We start from the raw sequence: 15,176 nt of genomic DNA on the forward strand, positions 1-15,176 counted from the left end.
GCGAGGAGTTCCCGTGGCACCGTCGCACCAGCCGGACGTCATCGTCGTCGGAGCCGGACTGGCCGGCCTCGTGGCCACCTACGAGCTGACCCGGGCCGGGCGGCGGGTCCTGGTGCTGGATCAGGAGAATCGCAACAACCTGGGCGGGCAGGCGTTCTGGTCGCTGGGCGGGCTGTTCCTCGTCGACACCCCGGAGCAGCGGCGGATGGGCGTGCAGGACTCCTTCGAACTGGCCTGGCAGGACTGGCAGGGCTCCGCCGGATTCGACCGCGACGACGAGGACCACTGGGCGCGGCAGTGGGCCCGCGCCTACGTCGAGTTCGCCGCCACCGAGAAGCGGCAGTATCTGCACGATCTCGGTTTGCGGGTGACGCCGCTGGTCGGCTGGGCCGAACGGGGTGGCGCGGCCGCCGACGGACACGGCAACTCGGTGCCCCGCTTCCACCTGACCTGGGGCACCGGTCCCGAGGTGGTGCGGGTGTTCCTGGAACCGGTGCTGGCGGCCGAGCGTAGCGGCCTGGTCGAGTTCGCTTTCCGGCACCGGGTGGACGACCTGATCGTCGAGGACGGCGCGGTGGTAGGCGTGCGCGGCGGTGTATTGGAGCCCACCGAACTCGAGCGCGGCCGGGCGTCGTCACGCGATACCGTGGGCGAGTTCGAGTTTCGCGCCCCGGCGGTGGTCGTCAGCTCCGGCGGCATCGGCCACAACTACGATCTGATCCGCAAGAACTGGCCCACCGAACGACTGGGACCGTGCCCGCAGACCATGATCTCGGGCGTGCCCGCGCACGTCGACGGGCGGATGCTCGGCATCACCGAGGCGGCCGGCGGGCGCATCGTCAACCGGGATCGCATGTGGCACTACACCGAGGGCATCCACAACTGGGACCCGGTCTGGCCCGACCACGCCATCCGGATCATCCCCGGCCCGTCCTCGCTGTGGTTCGACGCGAACGGAAACCGTTTGCCCGCACCGTGTTTCCCCGGATTCGACACCAACGCCACGATGCGGGCGATCCTCGATACCGGCTACGACTACTCGTGGTTCGTGCTGACCCAGTCGATCATCGAGAAGGAGTTCGCGCTGTCGGGCTCCGAGCAGAATCCGGATATCACGGGCAAGGATCTCCAGCTGACGCTGCGCAGCCGAATCGCCAAGGGCGCACCGGGTCCGGTGGAGGCCTTCAAACGGCACGGCGTCGATTTCGTCGTCGCCGACACGCTGCCCGAACTCGTCACCGGCATGAACAAGATCGCCCGCGGACCCCAGCTCGACCCCGCCCATCTGGAACGCCAGATCGTCGCCCGCGACCGGGAACTGGTCAACAAGTACAGCAAGGACGCGCAGCTGATGGCCGTCGCCAATGCCCGCCGCTCCCGGGGCGACCGGCTCGGGCGGGTAGCCAAGCCGCACCGCATCCTGGACCCGGCGCACGGCCCCTTGATCGCCGTCCGGCTGAACGTCCTGACCCGGAAGACGTTGGGCGGCTTGCAGACCAACCTCGACTCGCAGGTGATCCAGGCCGACGGCACACCGTTCCCCGGCCTGTACGCCGCGGGCGAGGTGGCGGGATTCGGTGGCGGCGGGGTGCACGGTTACAACGCGCTGGAGGGCACCTTCCTGGGCGGCTGCATCTTCTCCGGGCGCGCCGCCGGGCGCGCGCTGGCCCGCCCGACAACCTGACGTGCGGGGTCAGACAGTCAGTCCGTACTCACGCAACGCCGACCGCAGCCCATCCGGCCGATCGGTGGTCGGCAACGGGTCCACCCAGGCGAACCGGCAGCCGAGAGCCGTTGCGCCGCCGTCGTTCTCGCGACTGTCACCGACCATGAGCGCCGCCTGGGGCGCGACCCCCAGACGCTCGAGCGTCCATTCGAAGATCCGCGGGTCGGGTTTCATCGCGCCGATCTCGAACGACAGCGCGTACAGCGCCACCTCACGCTCCCAGCCGTGCGCTTCGAACGACGGGCGCACATCGAAGGCGATATTGCTGACCACCGCCACCGGAATGCCTTGCGCGTCCAGCGATTTCAGCACCGCGTCGGTATCCGGGTACGGCGTCCACTCCAGCGGGTCGACCATGCGGTCGTACAGCCGGTCCGCCCGGCCCTGCTCGATTCCCGACTGGCGCAGTACCGCCATGTACGCCTCGCGATGCAACTCGGCGCTGAGGTCGCGATGCTCCCAGGCGTACTGCCCGCGCTCATCGAACCGCACCAGCTGTTCCGGGGCCGTCATGCGCCGCAGCACCTCGGCCGATTCGGCGGCGTCCAGCGGGCGGCCGTCGGCGGTGATGAGATCCTCGACCCAGCTCTCGTCGCCCTCCAGGCGAAACAGCGTCCCGGAGAAATCGAACAGCACGGCCTCGATGGTCACCGGGCCAGCGTACACAATTCGTCCCATGACACAGATCACCCATCAGCTTGTCTGAGGAGTTTGTTACCGTGGGCGCATGGCCGACACCCCCATCATCCAGGTCACCGCGGTGGATTTCGTGCGCAACGGCAATCCGATCCTCGCCGAGGTGTCGCTGACGGTGCGCCCGGGCGAGCACTGGGCGCTGCTGGGGCCCAACGGCGCGGGCAAGACCACGCTGCTGAAGATGCTGGGCGCCTTCGAACATCCCACGCACGGCACCGTCGAGGTGCTCGGCCACCGGCTCGGCCGGGTGGACATGCGCGAGTTGCGCACCGCCATCGGCCATGTCGACCCCCGGCACGCTCCCCCGTATCCGCTCACCGCGCACGAGGTGGTGCTCACCGGCCTCACCAACACCGCCGACCTGAAGCAGCGCTGGAATGCGACGGCCGCCGAGATCGCCGAGGCGGACCGCCTGATCGAACTGCTGGGCCTGGCGCACCGCCGCGACGCCCGCTGGCCGACCATGTCCCAGGGGGAACGCGGCCGCGCGCTGATCGCGCGCGCCCTCATGCCGAATCCGCGCCTGCTGCTGCTCGACGAGCCCACCACCGGACTCGACATGGCCGGTCGCGAGCAGCTCATCGACCGCATCGACCGCTTGCAGACCACGCATCCGGAGCTGTCCTCGGTGCTGGTGACCCATCACCTCGAGGAGCTGCCGCCGGGCACCACACACGTCCTGCTGTTACGCGAAGGCCGTTGTGTCGCAACCGGTCCGGTGGACGAGGTACTCACCGGCGCGAACATCAGCGCCTGTTTCGACCACCCGGTCCGGCTCATTCGCAGCGAGGGCCGCTGGCAGGTTCGTACCGACCACAGCATGTCCGCGGGCTGATCCACGGAGCGTAAAGTAGTGCGGCGCTAGGTTTCTCGGTCGTCGTCGAGGGGAATGTTGGCGACCACCGGGAACTCGCCGGTGTATCCACGGCGCTCCGCCGCGATGGCCAGCACCCGTTTGCGCGCGGCGAACCAGCCCAGGATCAGCGCGGGCACGAGCACGACCAGGCTGGCGACCGTCCAGGTCCCGACCGGATAGTCGAAGCCCATCAGCACCAGCACGACCGCCAGGAACACCAGCGTCGCGAGGCCCGTGTAGGGTGCCCCGAACATCCGGAACGCCGGGCGTTCGGCCTCACCGTTGCGCCACCGCCGCCACAGCTGCAACTGGCACAGCACGATCGTCGCCCAGGACGACAGGATGCCCATCGAGGCCACGTTCAGCACGATCTCGAACGCGCGCGCGGGCACGATGTAGTTGAGCCAGATGCCGAACAGGGCGATGACGCTGGTCAGCAGGATGCCGCCGTAGGGCACGCCGCGCTTGTTCATGCGGCCGGTGAACTTCGGCGCGCTGCCGTTCATCGACATCGACCGCAGAATGCGACCCGTGGAGTACAGCCCCGCGTTCAGGCTCGAGAACGCGGCGGTGAGCACCACGAAGTTCATCACCGAACCCGCGTTCCCCACACCGAGTTTGCCGAAGAAGGTGACGAACGGGCTCTCCGACGCTGAGTACGCCGTGTACGGCAGCAGCAGCGCCAGCAGCACCAGCGAGCCGATGTAGAACACCACGATGCGCAGGATCACCGAGTTGATCGCCCGCGGCATGATCTTCTGCGGGTTCTCCGTCTCCCCCGCCGCGGTCCCGACCATTTCCACGGCCGCGTAGGCGAATACGACGCCGGAGGTCACGGTGACCAGCGGCAGCAGGCCGGTCGGGAACCAGCCCCCGGCATGCGACACCATGCCCAGGCCCGTCTCGTTGCCGTCGACGGTGAACCGGCCCGCCAGGAAGAAGGTGCCGATCCCCAGGAACGCCACCAGCGCGACGACCTTCACCAGCGCCGCCCAGAATTCCAGTTCGCCGAACCACTTCACCGAGATCAGGTTGACCCCGAGCACGAGGCACAGCGCGACCAGCGCCAGCAGCCACTGGGCAACCGGCTGGAACGGGCCCCAGTAGTGCAGATAGGTGGCGATGGCGGTGGTGTCGACGATGCCGGTCATCGACCAGTTCAGGAAGTACATCCACCCGGCGGCGAAAGCGGCCTTCTCGCCGTAGAACTCGCGGGCATAGGAGACGAACGATCCCGACGACGGCCGGTGCAGGACCAGTTCCCCCAGCGCCCGCAGAATGAAGAACACGAAGACGCCGCACACGCCGTAGACCAGGAACAGTCCGGGACCGGCACTCGCCAGGCGGCCGCCCGCGCCGAGGAACAGTCCGGTGCCGATCGCACCGCCGATGGCGATCATCTGCAGCTGGCGTGGTTTCAGACTCTTGTGGTAGCCGCTGTCCTCGGCTTCGAGGAATGTCTTGCTCCGCACTTCCGTCATCTGCCGGTTGGCCCTCCGCGATCGGTCGGTGAGCGTCCGAGGTTACCTGGTCGGTAGCGGAGTTCCCCGGTGGTGGCCGGACGAAAGCACTGCCCGTGTCGGACTCGGGCGATAGAGTCCGGTCATGAGGCGCACGCGACACATCTGGGCCGGTGCCACCGCCGCACTGCTCGCCGCCGGAGTGATCACCGGCTGCTCATCGGATTCCGAGCGGTCGGCGCCGTCGTGCGCGGAGACCCCGAACGGCACCCGCGTCGCCGCCGGTCCCACCGCCACCGGCACCGATATCGCGACCAATCCCGAGATCGCGTCGGGCTATCGCGGCAATATGACGCCGGTGCGCACCGGCACCTATGCCGTGTCGGCCGCCAATCCCCTTGCGACACAGGCGGCCTGCCGCGTGCTGGCCGACGGCGGCACGGCGGCCGACGCACTGGTGGCGGCGCAGTTGGTGCTCGGCTTGGTGGAGCCGCAGGCCTCCGGCATCGGCGGCGGCGCGTTCCTGATGTACTACGACGCGGCCGCGCGCGCGGTCGAGGCCTACGACGGCCGCGAGGTCGCGCCCGCCGCCGCCACCGAGAACTATCTACGCTGGGTCAGCGACACCGATCAGACCGCGCCGCAACCGAATGCGCGGGCCAGCGGCCGGTCCATCGGCGTGCCGGGCGCGCTGCGGCTGCTGGAACTGGCGCACAACGACCACGGCAAGCAGCCCTGGCGCGACCTGTTCACCCCCGCGATCGACTTGGCCGATCAGGGCTTCGCGATCAGTCCGCGGCTGGCCGGCCAGATCGCGGAGTCCGCCCCCGATCTGGCCCGCGACGAGAATGCCAAGGCCTACTTTCTCCAGCCGGACGGCAGCCCCAAGCCCGTCGGCGCCAACCTGACCAATCCGGCCATGGCGAAAACGCTGGGCGCCATCGCCTCCGACGGTCCGGCCGCGTTCTACACCGGCGCCATCGCCCAGGACATCGTCGATGCCACCGCCACCACCTCCGGCGGGCGCACCCCGGGCCAGATCACCCTCGCGGATCTGGCCGGTTACCAGGCCAAGAAGCGGACAGCGCTGTGCACGGGCTACCGCGAGCACGAGATCTGCGGCATGCCCAATCCGTCCTCGGGCGGCATCACGGTCGCCGCCACCCTGGGCATCCTGTCGAATTTCGACCTGTCGGCGCTACCGCCGGACAATGTCGACAACAATGGGGGCAAGCCCAATGCCCAAGCGGTCCATCTGATTTCGGAGGCGGAGCGGCTGGCTTACGCCGACCGCGACAAGTACGTCGCCGACACGGATTTCGTCCCGCTGCCGGGCAACTCCCCCGATACGCTGCTGAACAGGGATTACCTGAAACAACGTGCGGCACAGATCAACCCGGACCGGGCGATGGGCACCGCGCAACCCGGCGACTTCGGTCCCGTGCCGCTCGGCACCGGCCCGCAGCCGCCCGAGCACGGCACCAGCCATGTCTCGGTGGTGGACAAGTACGGCAACGCCGCCGCGATGACCACGACGGTGGAGTCGGCCTTCGGCTCGTTCCATCTCGTCGACGGCTTCGTCCTCAACAACCAGCTCACCGACTTCAACGCCACTCCCACGGCGGCCGACGGCGCACCGCTGGCCAACCGGCTGCAGCCGGGCAAGCGCCCCCGCAGTTCGATGAGCCCGACGCTGGTGTTCGACCGCGGCGCCGACGGGGCACGCGGTCAGCTCTCCTATGTGACCGGCTCGCCCGGCGGCTCGGTGATCATCCAGTTCGTCGTGAAAACGCTGGTGAACATGCTGGATTGGCGGCTCGACCCGCAGCAGGCGGTGTCCGGGGTCGCGTTCGGCGCGGCCAATACGCCGGTCACCGGCGTCGGCGGTGAGCACCCGGCGATCGATGCCACCGACAAGGGCGACCACGACCCGCTCGTGCGGCGACTGCGCGAGATGGGCCACCAGGTCTCCGTCGACGCCCAGACCAGCGGCCTCAGCGCGCTGCGACGGGACGGCGACGGCTGGATCGGCGGCGCGGACCCCCGCCGCGAGGGCGCGGTGATGGGCGACGCCAAGTAAGGGTTCCGCGGCTCGGCGCTATTGCTCCGCGGTGTATTTCGCGCCGAGGTCGCGGAAGCGGTCCATGGCGTGGGCCGCGTGCTCCTTGTCATTGACGCGGATCGCCAGCATCGGGACGTACTCGTCGCCGGAGAGTTCGAGGCGGGCCCAGGCACGCTTGTCCGGGATCGTGATGCCGCGAATGTCTTTCCACTCGAACATGTTGTCACCCAGGATATTTCGCACCGAGACGCCCTGCGCGCCCACCCGCACCCGGGGCCGGGTCAGCAGCAGCACCGCACCGGCGAGCAGCCACCCGAAACAGATGACCGCCACCTGGTCGGCCCCGCGGAAGTTCACGCCCGTCGCGCTGTGCGCCGAGGCGAGACCGGCGACGGTGAACAGGATCGCGATCACCGCGGCCACGATCCGCGCGGTCCGCACCGCACGCCGCGGCCGCACCTCCAGATCCCACTGCGGCCCAGCGGCTTCCGGCTCGGGGGGTTGCGGACCGCGCTTCCAGATGCGGACGACGGGCGACATCGGCTCAGACCGTCTGGCCGCGTCCGGCGGTGTCGGGCGCGGTGCGCAGCGCCCGCAGCGTCAATGCCGCGTCCAGCGCGGCGGCGGCGGCCTGCTCGCCCTTGTCCTCCGCCGAATCCGGCAGTCCCGCCCGGTCCAGGGCCTGGTGCTCGGTGTTGACGGTGAGCACGCCGTTGGTCACCGGGGTGCTCTCGTCCAGCGACACCCGGGTCAGGCCGGCGGTCACCGCGTCGCAGACGTATTCGAAATGCGGTGTCTCGCCCCGGATCACGACGCCGAGCGCGACCACCGCGTCATGGTCGCGGGCGAGCGCCTGCGCCACCACGGGCAGTTCCATCGCGCCCGCGCAGCGCACCACGGTGATCTCCTCGACCCCGCTGGCGCGGGCCACCCGCTCGGCGTTGGCGACCAGGGTGTCGCAGATCTTGGTATGCCACCGCGAGGCGACGATGCCGAGCCGCAGGCTCTTCGCATCCTCGAGCGCGAACTCCGGTACGCCCGTACCGCTCATTCGAAAGATCCGCCTTTCCGTGTGGCCGTCGTCGTGTCCGCTCGAAGCGCGCGGGGATTATCGCGCGGTCTCGCCCAGGTCGAGATCGTCCAGCCCGACCAGGTCGTGGCCCATGCGATCCCGCTTGGTGCGCAGGTAGTGCAGGTTCTCGGCGTTGGCGCGCACCGGCATCGGCACCCGCTCGGTGATGCTGAGCCCGTAGCCGTCCAGGCCGACACGCTTGGCCGGGTTGTTGGTCAGCAGCCGCATGGAGCGGATGCCCAGGTCGACCAGGATCTGCGCGCCGGTGCCGTAATCGCGGGCGTCGGCGGGCAGGCCCAGTTCGATGTTGGCGTCGACGGTGTCGTGCCCGTTGTCCTGGAGCTGGTAGGCCTGCAACTTGTGCATCAGGCCGATGCCGCGGCCCTCGTGCCCGCGCATGTACAGCACCACGCCCCGGCCCTCGGCCGCCACCATCTCCATGGCGGCGTCCAGTTGCGGGCCGCAGTCACAGCGCAGCGAGCCGAACACGTCGCCGGTCAGGCACTCGGAGTGCACCCGGACCAGGACGTCCTCGCCGCCGTCGACGGTGAAGTCGCCGCGCACCAGCGCGACATGCTCCACCTCGTCGTAGATGCTCTTGTAACCGACCGCCCGGAACTCGCCGAACCTGGTGGGGATGCGCGCCTCGGCGACCCGCTCCACCTGCTTCTCGTGCTTGCGCCGCCACGCGATCATGTCGGCGATGGAGATCAGCGCGAGTTCGTGCTCGTCGGCGAAGACCCGCAGCTCCTCGGTGCGGGCCATGTCGCCCTCGTTCTTCTGGCTGACGATCTCGCAGATCACGCCGGCGGGGCCGAGACCGGCGAGGCGCGCGAGGTCCACGGCCGCCTCGGTGTGGCCGGGGCGGCGCAGCACGCCGCCGTCCTTGGCGCGCAGCGGCACCACGTGCCCGGGCCGGGTGAAGTCCTCGGGCTTGGCGAACCGATCGGCGAGCCGGCGCATGGTGGTGGCCCGGTCGGCGGCGGAGATGCCGGTGCTGACGCCCTCGCGCGCGTCCACCGACACCGTGTACGCGGTGCCGTGTTTGTCCTGGTTGATCGCGTACATCGGGGGAAGGCCCAGGCGGTCGCAGTCGGCACCGGTCAGCGGCACACAGATGTAGCCGGAGGTGTAGCGGATCATGAAGGCCACCAGCTCGGGGGTCGCCTTCTCCGCGGCGAAGATGAGATCGCCCTCGTTCTCACGGCCCTCGTCGTCGACGACGACGACCGCCTTACCGGCGGCGATGTCGGCGACTGCGCGCTCGATGGTGTCGAACCTGGTCACGTCTGCTGCGCTCCATCTCGATTAGGTACCAGTAACAGTACTGCGTCGGGCCCTGGTTCCCGGATCGGCCCGTGACGGCAGCCTGCCTATCCGCGCTGCTGCAACCGTTCGACGTACTTGGCGATGACATCGACCTCGAGATTGACGGTGGCGCCGACCGGTGCGGTGCCGAGGGTGGTGAGTTCGCGGGTGGTGGGGATCAGCGACACCTCGAACCAGTCGCCGGACGCGGCGTCGCCGCCGAGCGCCGAGACCGTCAGCGAGATGCCGTCGACGGTGATGGACCCCTTCGCCACGACGTAGCGGGCCAGGTTCTCCGGCAGCGAGATGCGCACGACCTCCCAGTTCTCCTGCGGGTCGCGGGAAACGACGGTGCCGGTGCCGTCGACGTGCCCCTGCACGATATGGCCGCCGAGGCGGCTGTTCACGGCAGCGGCGCGTTCCAGATTCACCCGCGACCCGGCGCCCAGTCCGCCCAGACTGGAGCGGTCGAGGGTCTCCCCCATGACATCGGTGGTGAACGAATCGCCGTCGACGACGTCCACGACGGTCAGGCAGACTCCGTTCACCGCGATCGAATCACCGTGTCCGGCATCGGAGGTCACCAGTTTGCCGCGGATGGTCAGGCGGGCCGAATCGGCCAGCCGGTCCGCGGCGACGATCTCGCCCAGTTCCTCGACGATGCCTGTGAACATGCCCTTTTCTCCTGTCACCCGGTGCCCGCTAGCGCCAACAGCCCGCACCGCCGGTGCTATTCCCGGGAGCCGCTGCGGCGCCTCCAGCGTAACGACGCGCGGTCGTAGGCGGCACCCGGCCGCGTCCGTCCCGCGTTCGCCAGACCGGCGTCCGGCAAAGCCGGGCGAAACAGCCGAAGAGACTTGTGCGCTGGTCAGAATCGGAAATACATTCCTGTAAGTCCGGGAATTATCCCGACGAGAAAGGCGAATTTCGCCGCCGATTAATTTCCGGGGGCTGTTTGCCGAGACCCGCACCGGGAATTACCGCGACCGTCGAGTCCCGGAGCCGGGTTTGTACCCGGTCGCCGACTCACTTACACCCGAAGCTTGCGTTCGCTTGAAATCGGAAGCAATATTGTTATGCAGTTGATCCCCGGCGTTCAACTTCTTCATCACGAGCATTTTCGCCGCTCGGCCGGTCGAACCGAAGGAAGTCAGCGGTCCCGCGAGGGGCCGGATCCAGGTTGGACAACCACGACAGAGATGGGGGTGCGGTGTGACCACGCTTCTCGATTCGACACTCGAGGTTCGCTGTGTTCAATACCGTCGCGAATTTCACCTGCCGGCATCGATCGATCCCACGTCACGTCACATCCTGCTCGAGATCGGCAAACGCTACGGCGCCATCACCATGCCGGCGGATCTCGGCGAACGCGTGCAGCGGCAGCTGACACAGGACCAACTGGCCGGGCCCGTCGTCCACCATCCCCGCGCCCGGCGCTGGACCTTCCTCACCGGCCCGGCCCACCCGGACAGCCTGACCAACTACGTCTCGGCCGAACTGTTCCGGCTCTACGTCACCGTGGCCTGCACCGGCAGCCAGGTGGTGCTGCCGTCGGCGGAGGACGAGCGCACCGGATACCGCACCTGGATCCGGACACCCGAGACCGCCGACACGGTGCCACCGCTGGAGTCCGTCATCGAGGCGACCCGGGCGGTGTGCGGCCGAAAAGTACCGGCGCGCTGACCTTTTCGCCGCTACTACTGGGCGGCCACGACCTTCTGGCGCAGTTTCTCCACCGTCGCACCCGGATCCTCGGTGCCGTACACCGCCGACCCGGCGACGAAACAGTCGATCCCGGCCTCGGCGGCCTGCTCGATGGTGTCCATATTGATGCCACCGTCGATCTCGACGACCAGCCGCAGCTCACCGGAGTCGACCAGCCGCCGGACCGTGCGGGCCTTGTCCAGTACATGCGGGATGAAGGACTGGCCACCGAAGCCCGGCTCCACGCTCATCACCAGCAGGGTGTCGAAGTGCCGCAACATCTCCAGGTACGGCTCGATCGGCGTGTTCGGCTTCACCGACAGACCGGCCTTGGCGCCCGCGGCGTGAATGTCGCGGGCGACGGCGACCGGATCGTCGGTGGCCTCGGCGTGGAAGGTGACGTTGTAGGCGCCCGCCTCGGCGTACGGCGGCGCCCAGCGACCCGGATCCTCGATCATGAGGTGACAGTCCAGCGGGATGTCGGTCGTCTTCAGCAGGCTCTGCACCACCGGCAGGCCGAGAGTCAGGTTCGGTACGAAGTGGTTGTCCATCACGTCGACATGGAGCCAGTCGGCGCTCGCGACCGCCTGCGCCTCGTGCGCGAGATGCGCGAAATCGGCGGACAGGATGGACGGGGCGATCATCGGTGACGGCCGGTGGAAGGGTGGGTTCGAGGTGGACACAGCGCGAAGTGTAGCGGTGCCCGCAACACCCCTATGACCTGCCTGTCGAGGCCACCTGCCGTCTCAATGCAGGCACAGAACGGATTACCGGCGGCGGTCTTGGGTAGCCTTCTCAGGGTGATCAATATTTCGGCGGAACAGGGCCTGCGCAGCACCCCCGTGGAGATCGGCGTCGCCGCTACCGTGTCACAGTTGCCGATCGTGCGCGGGCTCGCCGAAACGCTGGTGCTGCTCAGCGATTTCACCCTGGACGAGGTGGCCGACATCCGGCTGGCGGTCGACGAGGCCTGCTCGACACTCATCTCCGTGGCCGGTCCGGGCACCGCGCTGCGGTGCCGGTTCACCGTGGGCGACGAGGACCTGCTGGTGCGCGTCACCGGCATCGCGGCCGCCGAGGGCCTGCCCGACCAGCGCAGCTTCGGCTGGCATGTGCTGCGCACGCTCACCGATGAGGTGACAATCACTCAGGACCCCTTCGACCAGACGGCATCCGGCTTCCCGACCATCGTGGAATTCCGGCGGGTCCGGGGGAAGGCGTAGTGGCTGACGAGGACACCGTGTTCGAGTCCGGCGACGCCGCGGCAGCCGACCAGTCCCAGCCGCGCTCACCGGCCACCGCCGGCTCCGACGCCAGCGCCGAGAAAAGCGCAGAGGACCAGGCCACCGAGAACGACGAGGACGTGGCGGAGGTCGCCCAGTCGGTCACCGGATATGACGACGTCACAACGCTTTTCGAGGAACTCGCGCGATCCGGCGACGATGCCGACCGGCGGGCCGAGCTGCGGGCGCAGCTGATCGGCCGCTGCATTCCGCTGGCCGACCACATCGCCCGCAAATTCAGCGGGCGCGGTGAGCCTTTCGACGATCTGACCCAGGTCGCGCGGGTGGGCCTGGTGCACGCGGTGGACCGGTTCGACATCACCCGCGGCTCGAACTTCCTGTCCTTCGCGGTGCCCACGATCATGGGCGAGGTGCGGCGCTACTTCCGCGACAACACCTGGGCGATGCGAGTTCCGCGGCGCGTCAAGGAAACTCATCTGCGCATCGGGGCCGCCATCGACACCCTGTCGCAGTCGCTGGGCCGCTCCCCGACGGTCAAGGAGATCGCCGCCGAGCTGGAGATCAACCCGGACGAGGTGACCCAGGCGGTCATCGCGGGCAATGCCTACCAGCCCAGCTCCATCGACGCCGTGTCGGTGGGCCGCGACACCGAGGCGTCGCTGCTGGACACCCTCGGCGAGGAGGAGTCGCAGTTCGACCGGGTCGAGGAGTACGTGGCGATCCGGCCGCTGCTGGCCGGGCTGCCCGAGCGCGAACGGCGGATCCTCACCATGCGCTTCTTCGAATCCATGACCCAGACCCAGATCGCGCAGCGCATGGGCATCTCCCAGATGCACGTCTCCCGCATTCTCGCCAAAACCCTTGCCCGGCTGCGGGAGCAGTCGGCCCGGGAGTGAACGCATGACGCAGCTGCCGTTCGATTCGCTGTACCGGCACGGGTTCGCCCGGGTCGCGGTGGCCGTCCCGCCCGTGCGGGTGGCCGATCCGGCCTACAACGCCGAGCAGACCCTGACGCTGGCGCGCCAGGCGGCCGACCGGCACGCGGTGCTGACCGTCTTCCCCGAACTGGGCCTGTCCTGCTACACCGCCGACGATCTGTTCCATCAGGACGCGCTGCAATACGCCGTCGACGCGGCGCTGGAGCGAGTGGTCGCCGAGAGCGCCGGGATCGAGACGGTGCTGGTGGTCGGGGCGCCGGTGCGGGCCCAGGGTCGATTGTTCAACTGCGGCATCGTCATCGATCGGGGCCGGGTGCTGGGCGCGGTGCCCAAGAGCTATCTGCCGAACTACCGCGAGTTCTACGAGAAGCGGCAGTTCGCGGCGGCGCGGGAGAACCTCGACGACCATCTCACCGTCGCCGGGCAGCGGGTGCCGTTCGGGGCCGATCTGCTGTTCACGGCGTCGAATCTGGACGGGTTCTGCTGCCACCTGGAGATCTGCGAGGACGGCTGGGTGCCGTTGCCGCCCAGCGGTTTCGCCGCGCTAGCCGGGGCGACGGTGCTGGTGAACCTTTCGGCCAGCAATATCGTCGTGGGCAAGGCGGATTATCGGCGGCAATTGTGCGCCTCGCACTCGGCCCGCAATATCGCCGCCTACCTGTATTCGGCCGCGGGCAACGGGGAGTCGACCACCGATATGGCCTGGGACGGGCAGGCGGTGATCTGCGAGAACGGCGATCTGCTCGCCGAGGGCGAGCGTTTCGCCGACCATCCGCAGCTCGTGACCGCCGATCTGGACCTGCCGCGGCTGGCCGCCGACCGGCTGCGGATGACCAGTTTCGCCGACAATGTGCACGACCATCGCGAGCGGCTGGCGCGGCTGCGCCGGATCGAGACGGAGCTGCCGATACCGTCCGGCGAGGTCCGCCTGGAGCGCGAATTGCCGCGCTTCCCTTACGTTCCCGCGAATCCGGCGGTGCGCAACGAGCGGTGCGCGGAGGTGCACCACATCCAGGTGGCGGGGCTGAGCACTCGGCTGGCGGCGACCGGATCGCAGCGCGTGGTGATCGGGGTCTCGGGCGGGCTCGATTCCACCCTGGCGTTGATCGTGGCCGCCAAGACGATGGACCGGCTGGGCCTGCCCCGCTCGCACGTGCTGGCCTACACCATGCCCGGATTCGCCACCGGCACAAGGACATTGAACGACGCGCACCGGCTGATGCGCGCGCTCGGGGTGTCGGCCCACGAGATCGACATCCGGCCGTCCGCGACGCAGATGCTGCGCGACCTGGAACACCCTGCGGCGGACGGCGTTCCGCAATACGACGTCACCTACGAGAACGTCCAGGCGGGCGAGCGCACCTCGCACCTGTTCCGGCTGGCGAATCAGCAGCACGCGCTGGTCGTCGGCACCGGGGACCTCAGCGAACTCGCGCTGGGCTGGTGCACCTTCGGCGTCGGCGATCACATGGCGCACTACAGCGTGAACGCGTCGGTGCCCAAGACGCTGATCAAGTATCTGATCGCCTGGGCGGTGGACACCGGCGAACTGGGCCCGGCCGCCGACGAGGTACTGACCTCGATCCTGTCGACCGAGATCTCACCGGAGCTGGTTCCGTCGGACAACGATGCGGCGGAAGGGGATTCGGGGCAGCCCGGGCAGAGTTCGGAGGCCACCGTCGGCCCCTACGAACTCCAGGATTTCCACCTGTACTTCCTGTTGCGCTTCGGCTATCTGCCCAGCCGGATCGCCTATCTGGCGCACCACGCGTGGTCCGACCGCACCCGCGGCCGCTGGCCCGATCTGATCCCCGAGGCCGACCGCCACGAATACGACCTGCCCGCGATCAAGCACTGGCTGGCCGAATTCCTCCGCCGGTTCGTGCAGACCAGCCAGTTCAAGCGGTCCACCCTGCCGAACGCGCCGAAGGTCGGGTCCGGCGGCTCGCTGTCCCCGCGCGGCGACTGGCGCGCCCCCAGCGACGCGGTCGCGACCGCCTGGCTCGACGAACTCGAACGCAACGTCCCGGGGGCCTGACCGGCCTGGCCGGACGCAGTTCGGCGCGAAGTGGCGGAATAAGCCGCGTTGGTGCGGAAAGTGTCCGCGCAG

General features: G+C 68.8%; 14 protein-coding genes. 7 read left to right on the top strand and 7 right to left on the bottom strand.

Annotation, left to right across the window (positions count from 1 at the left end; translation table 11 throughout):
• The first annotated feature begins 13 nt into the window (after nt 1-13).
• Nucleotides 14-1,684 carry an FAD-binding dehydrogenase gene (locus ACFMRZ_RS06940; protein WP_400178388.1) on the top strand — a complete coding sequence of 557 codons (1,671 nt, stop codon included), beginning with the start codon at nt 14-16 and terminating at the stop codon, nt 1,682-1,684.
• A gap of 9 nt (nt 1,685-1,693) precedes the next feature.
• On the opposite strand, the gene ACFMRZ_RS06945 is transcribed toward ACFMRZ_RS06940, so the two are convergent.
• Nucleotides 1,694-2,377, bottom strand: coding sequence for an HAD family hydrolase (locus ACFMRZ_RS06945; protein ID WP_400178389.1), 684 nt, complete (start codon nt 2,375-2,377; stop codon nt 1,694-1,696).
• A gap of 76 nt (nt 2,378-2,453) precedes the next feature.
• Here ACFMRZ_RS06945 and ACFMRZ_RS06950 point away from each other — a divergent pair, with 76 nt between their 5' ends.
• Complete coding sequence (locus ACFMRZ_RS06950; RefSeq protein WP_400178390.1) at nt 2,454-3,257, top strand: ABC transporter ATP-binding protein; 804 nt, start codon at nt 2,454-2,456, stop codon at nt 3,255-3,257.
• A 26-nt stretch (nt 3,258-3,283) separates the two neighbouring features.
• Here the strand turns inward: ACFMRZ_RS06950 and ACFMRZ_RS06955 are convergent, their stop codons facing one another.
• Nucleotides 3,284-4,759, bottom strand: a complete 1,476-nt coding sequence (locus ACFMRZ_RS06955) for an amino acid permease (RefSeq protein ID WP_280274294.1) — start codon at nt 4,757-4,759, stop codon at nt 3,284-3,286.
• Nucleotides 4,760-4,883: 124 nt separating this feature from the next.
• On the opposite strand from ACFMRZ_RS06955, the gene ggt reads away from it, so the two are divergent.
• Complete coding sequence (ggt, locus tag ACFMRZ_RS06960; RefSeq protein WP_400178391.1) at nt 4,884-6,818, top strand: gamma-glutamyltransferase; 1,935 nt, start codon at nt 4,884-4,886, stop codon at nt 6,816-6,818.
• A gap of 18 nt (nt 6,819-6,836) precedes the next feature.
• Here the strand turns inward: ggt and ACFMRZ_RS06965 are convergent, their stop codons facing one another.
• The 4 genes from ACFMRZ_RS06965 to ACFMRZ_RS06980 all read right to left on the bottom strand — a co-directional run bounded on the left by ACFMRZ_RS06965 (nt 6,837) and on the right by ACFMRZ_RS06980 (nt 9,854).
• Nucleotides 6,837-7,340, bottom strand: a complete 504-nt coding sequence (locus ACFMRZ_RS06965) for a PH domain-containing protein (RefSeq protein ID WP_280365444.1) — start codon at nt 7,338-7,340, stop codon at nt 6,837-6,839.
• Nucleotides 7,341-7,344: 4 nt separating this feature from the next.
• Entirely contained in the window at nt 7,345-7,851 is a 507-nt protein-coding gene (ribH, locus tag ACFMRZ_RS06970; protein ID WP_280274297.1) for a 6,7-dimethyl-8-ribityllumazine synthase, read from the bottom strand.
• Nucleotides 7,852-7,908: 57 nt separating this feature from the next.
• The gene (locus ACFMRZ_RS06975; RefSeq protein ID WP_280274298.1) at nt 7,909-9,159 is read right to left on the bottom strand and encodes a bifunctional 3,4-dihydroxy-2-butanone-4-phosphate synthase/GTP cyclohydrolase II; all 1,251 of its coding nucleotides are present in this window, start codon (nt 9,157-9,159) and stop codon (nt 7,909-7,911) included.
• Nucleotides 9,160-9,245: 86 nt separating this feature from the next.
• A complete protein-coding gene (locus ACFMRZ_RS06980; protein WP_280274299.1) occupies nt 9,246-9,854 on the bottom strand; it encodes a riboflavin synthase in 609 nt (202 codons plus the stop codon).
• 538 nt (nt 9,855-10,392) lie between these two features.
• On the opposite strand from ACFMRZ_RS06980, the gene ACFMRZ_RS06985 reads away from it, so the two are divergent.
• Nucleotides 10,393-10,863, top strand: coding sequence for a hypothetical protein (locus ACFMRZ_RS06985; protein WP_280274300.1), 471 nt, complete (start codon nt 10,393-10,395; stop codon nt 10,861-10,863).
• A gap of 14 nt (nt 10,864-10,877) precedes the next feature.
• Here ACFMRZ_RS06985 and rpe read toward each other — a convergent pair whose 3' ends face one another.
• Entirely contained in the window at nt 10,878-11,528 is a 651-nt protein-coding gene (gene rpe, locus ACFMRZ_RS06990; protein WP_280274320.1) for a ribulose-phosphate 3-epimerase, read from the bottom strand.
• A 156-nt stretch (nt 11,529-11,684) separates the two neighbouring features.
• On the opposite strand from rpe, the gene ACFMRZ_RS06995 reads away from it, so the two are divergent.
• The 3 genes from ACFMRZ_RS06995 to ACFMRZ_RS07005 all read left to right on the top strand — a co-directional run bounded on the left by ACFMRZ_RS06995 (nt 11,685) and on the right by ACFMRZ_RS07005 (nt 15,104).
• Nucleotides 11,685-12,107: an anti-sigma factor gene (locus ACFMRZ_RS06995; protein ID WP_280274301.1), complete on the top strand. Its 423-nt coding sequence runs from the start codon at nt 11,685-11,687 to the stop codon at nt 12,105-12,107.
• A gap of 140 nt (nt 12,108-12,247) precedes the next feature.
• Complete coding sequence (locus ACFMRZ_RS07000) at nt 12,248-13,024, top strand: RNA polymerase sigma factor SigF (protein WP_280274321.1); 777 nt, start codon at nt 12,248-12,250, stop codon at nt 13,022-13,024.
• 4 nt (nt 13,025-13,028) lie between these two features.
• Complete coding sequence (locus ACFMRZ_RS07005) at nt 13,029-15,104, top strand: NAD(+) synthase (protein ID WP_400178392.1); 2,076 nt, start codon at nt 13,029-13,031, stop codon at nt 15,102-15,104.
• Nucleotides 15,105-15,176: the final 72 nt, after the last annotated feature.

The sequence above is a fragment of the Nocardia sp. N2S4-5 genome, from assembly GCF_044628355.1.
Lineage (GTDB): Bacteria > Actinomycetota > Actinomycetes > Mycobacteriales > Mycobacteriaceae > Nocardia > Nocardia wallacei_B.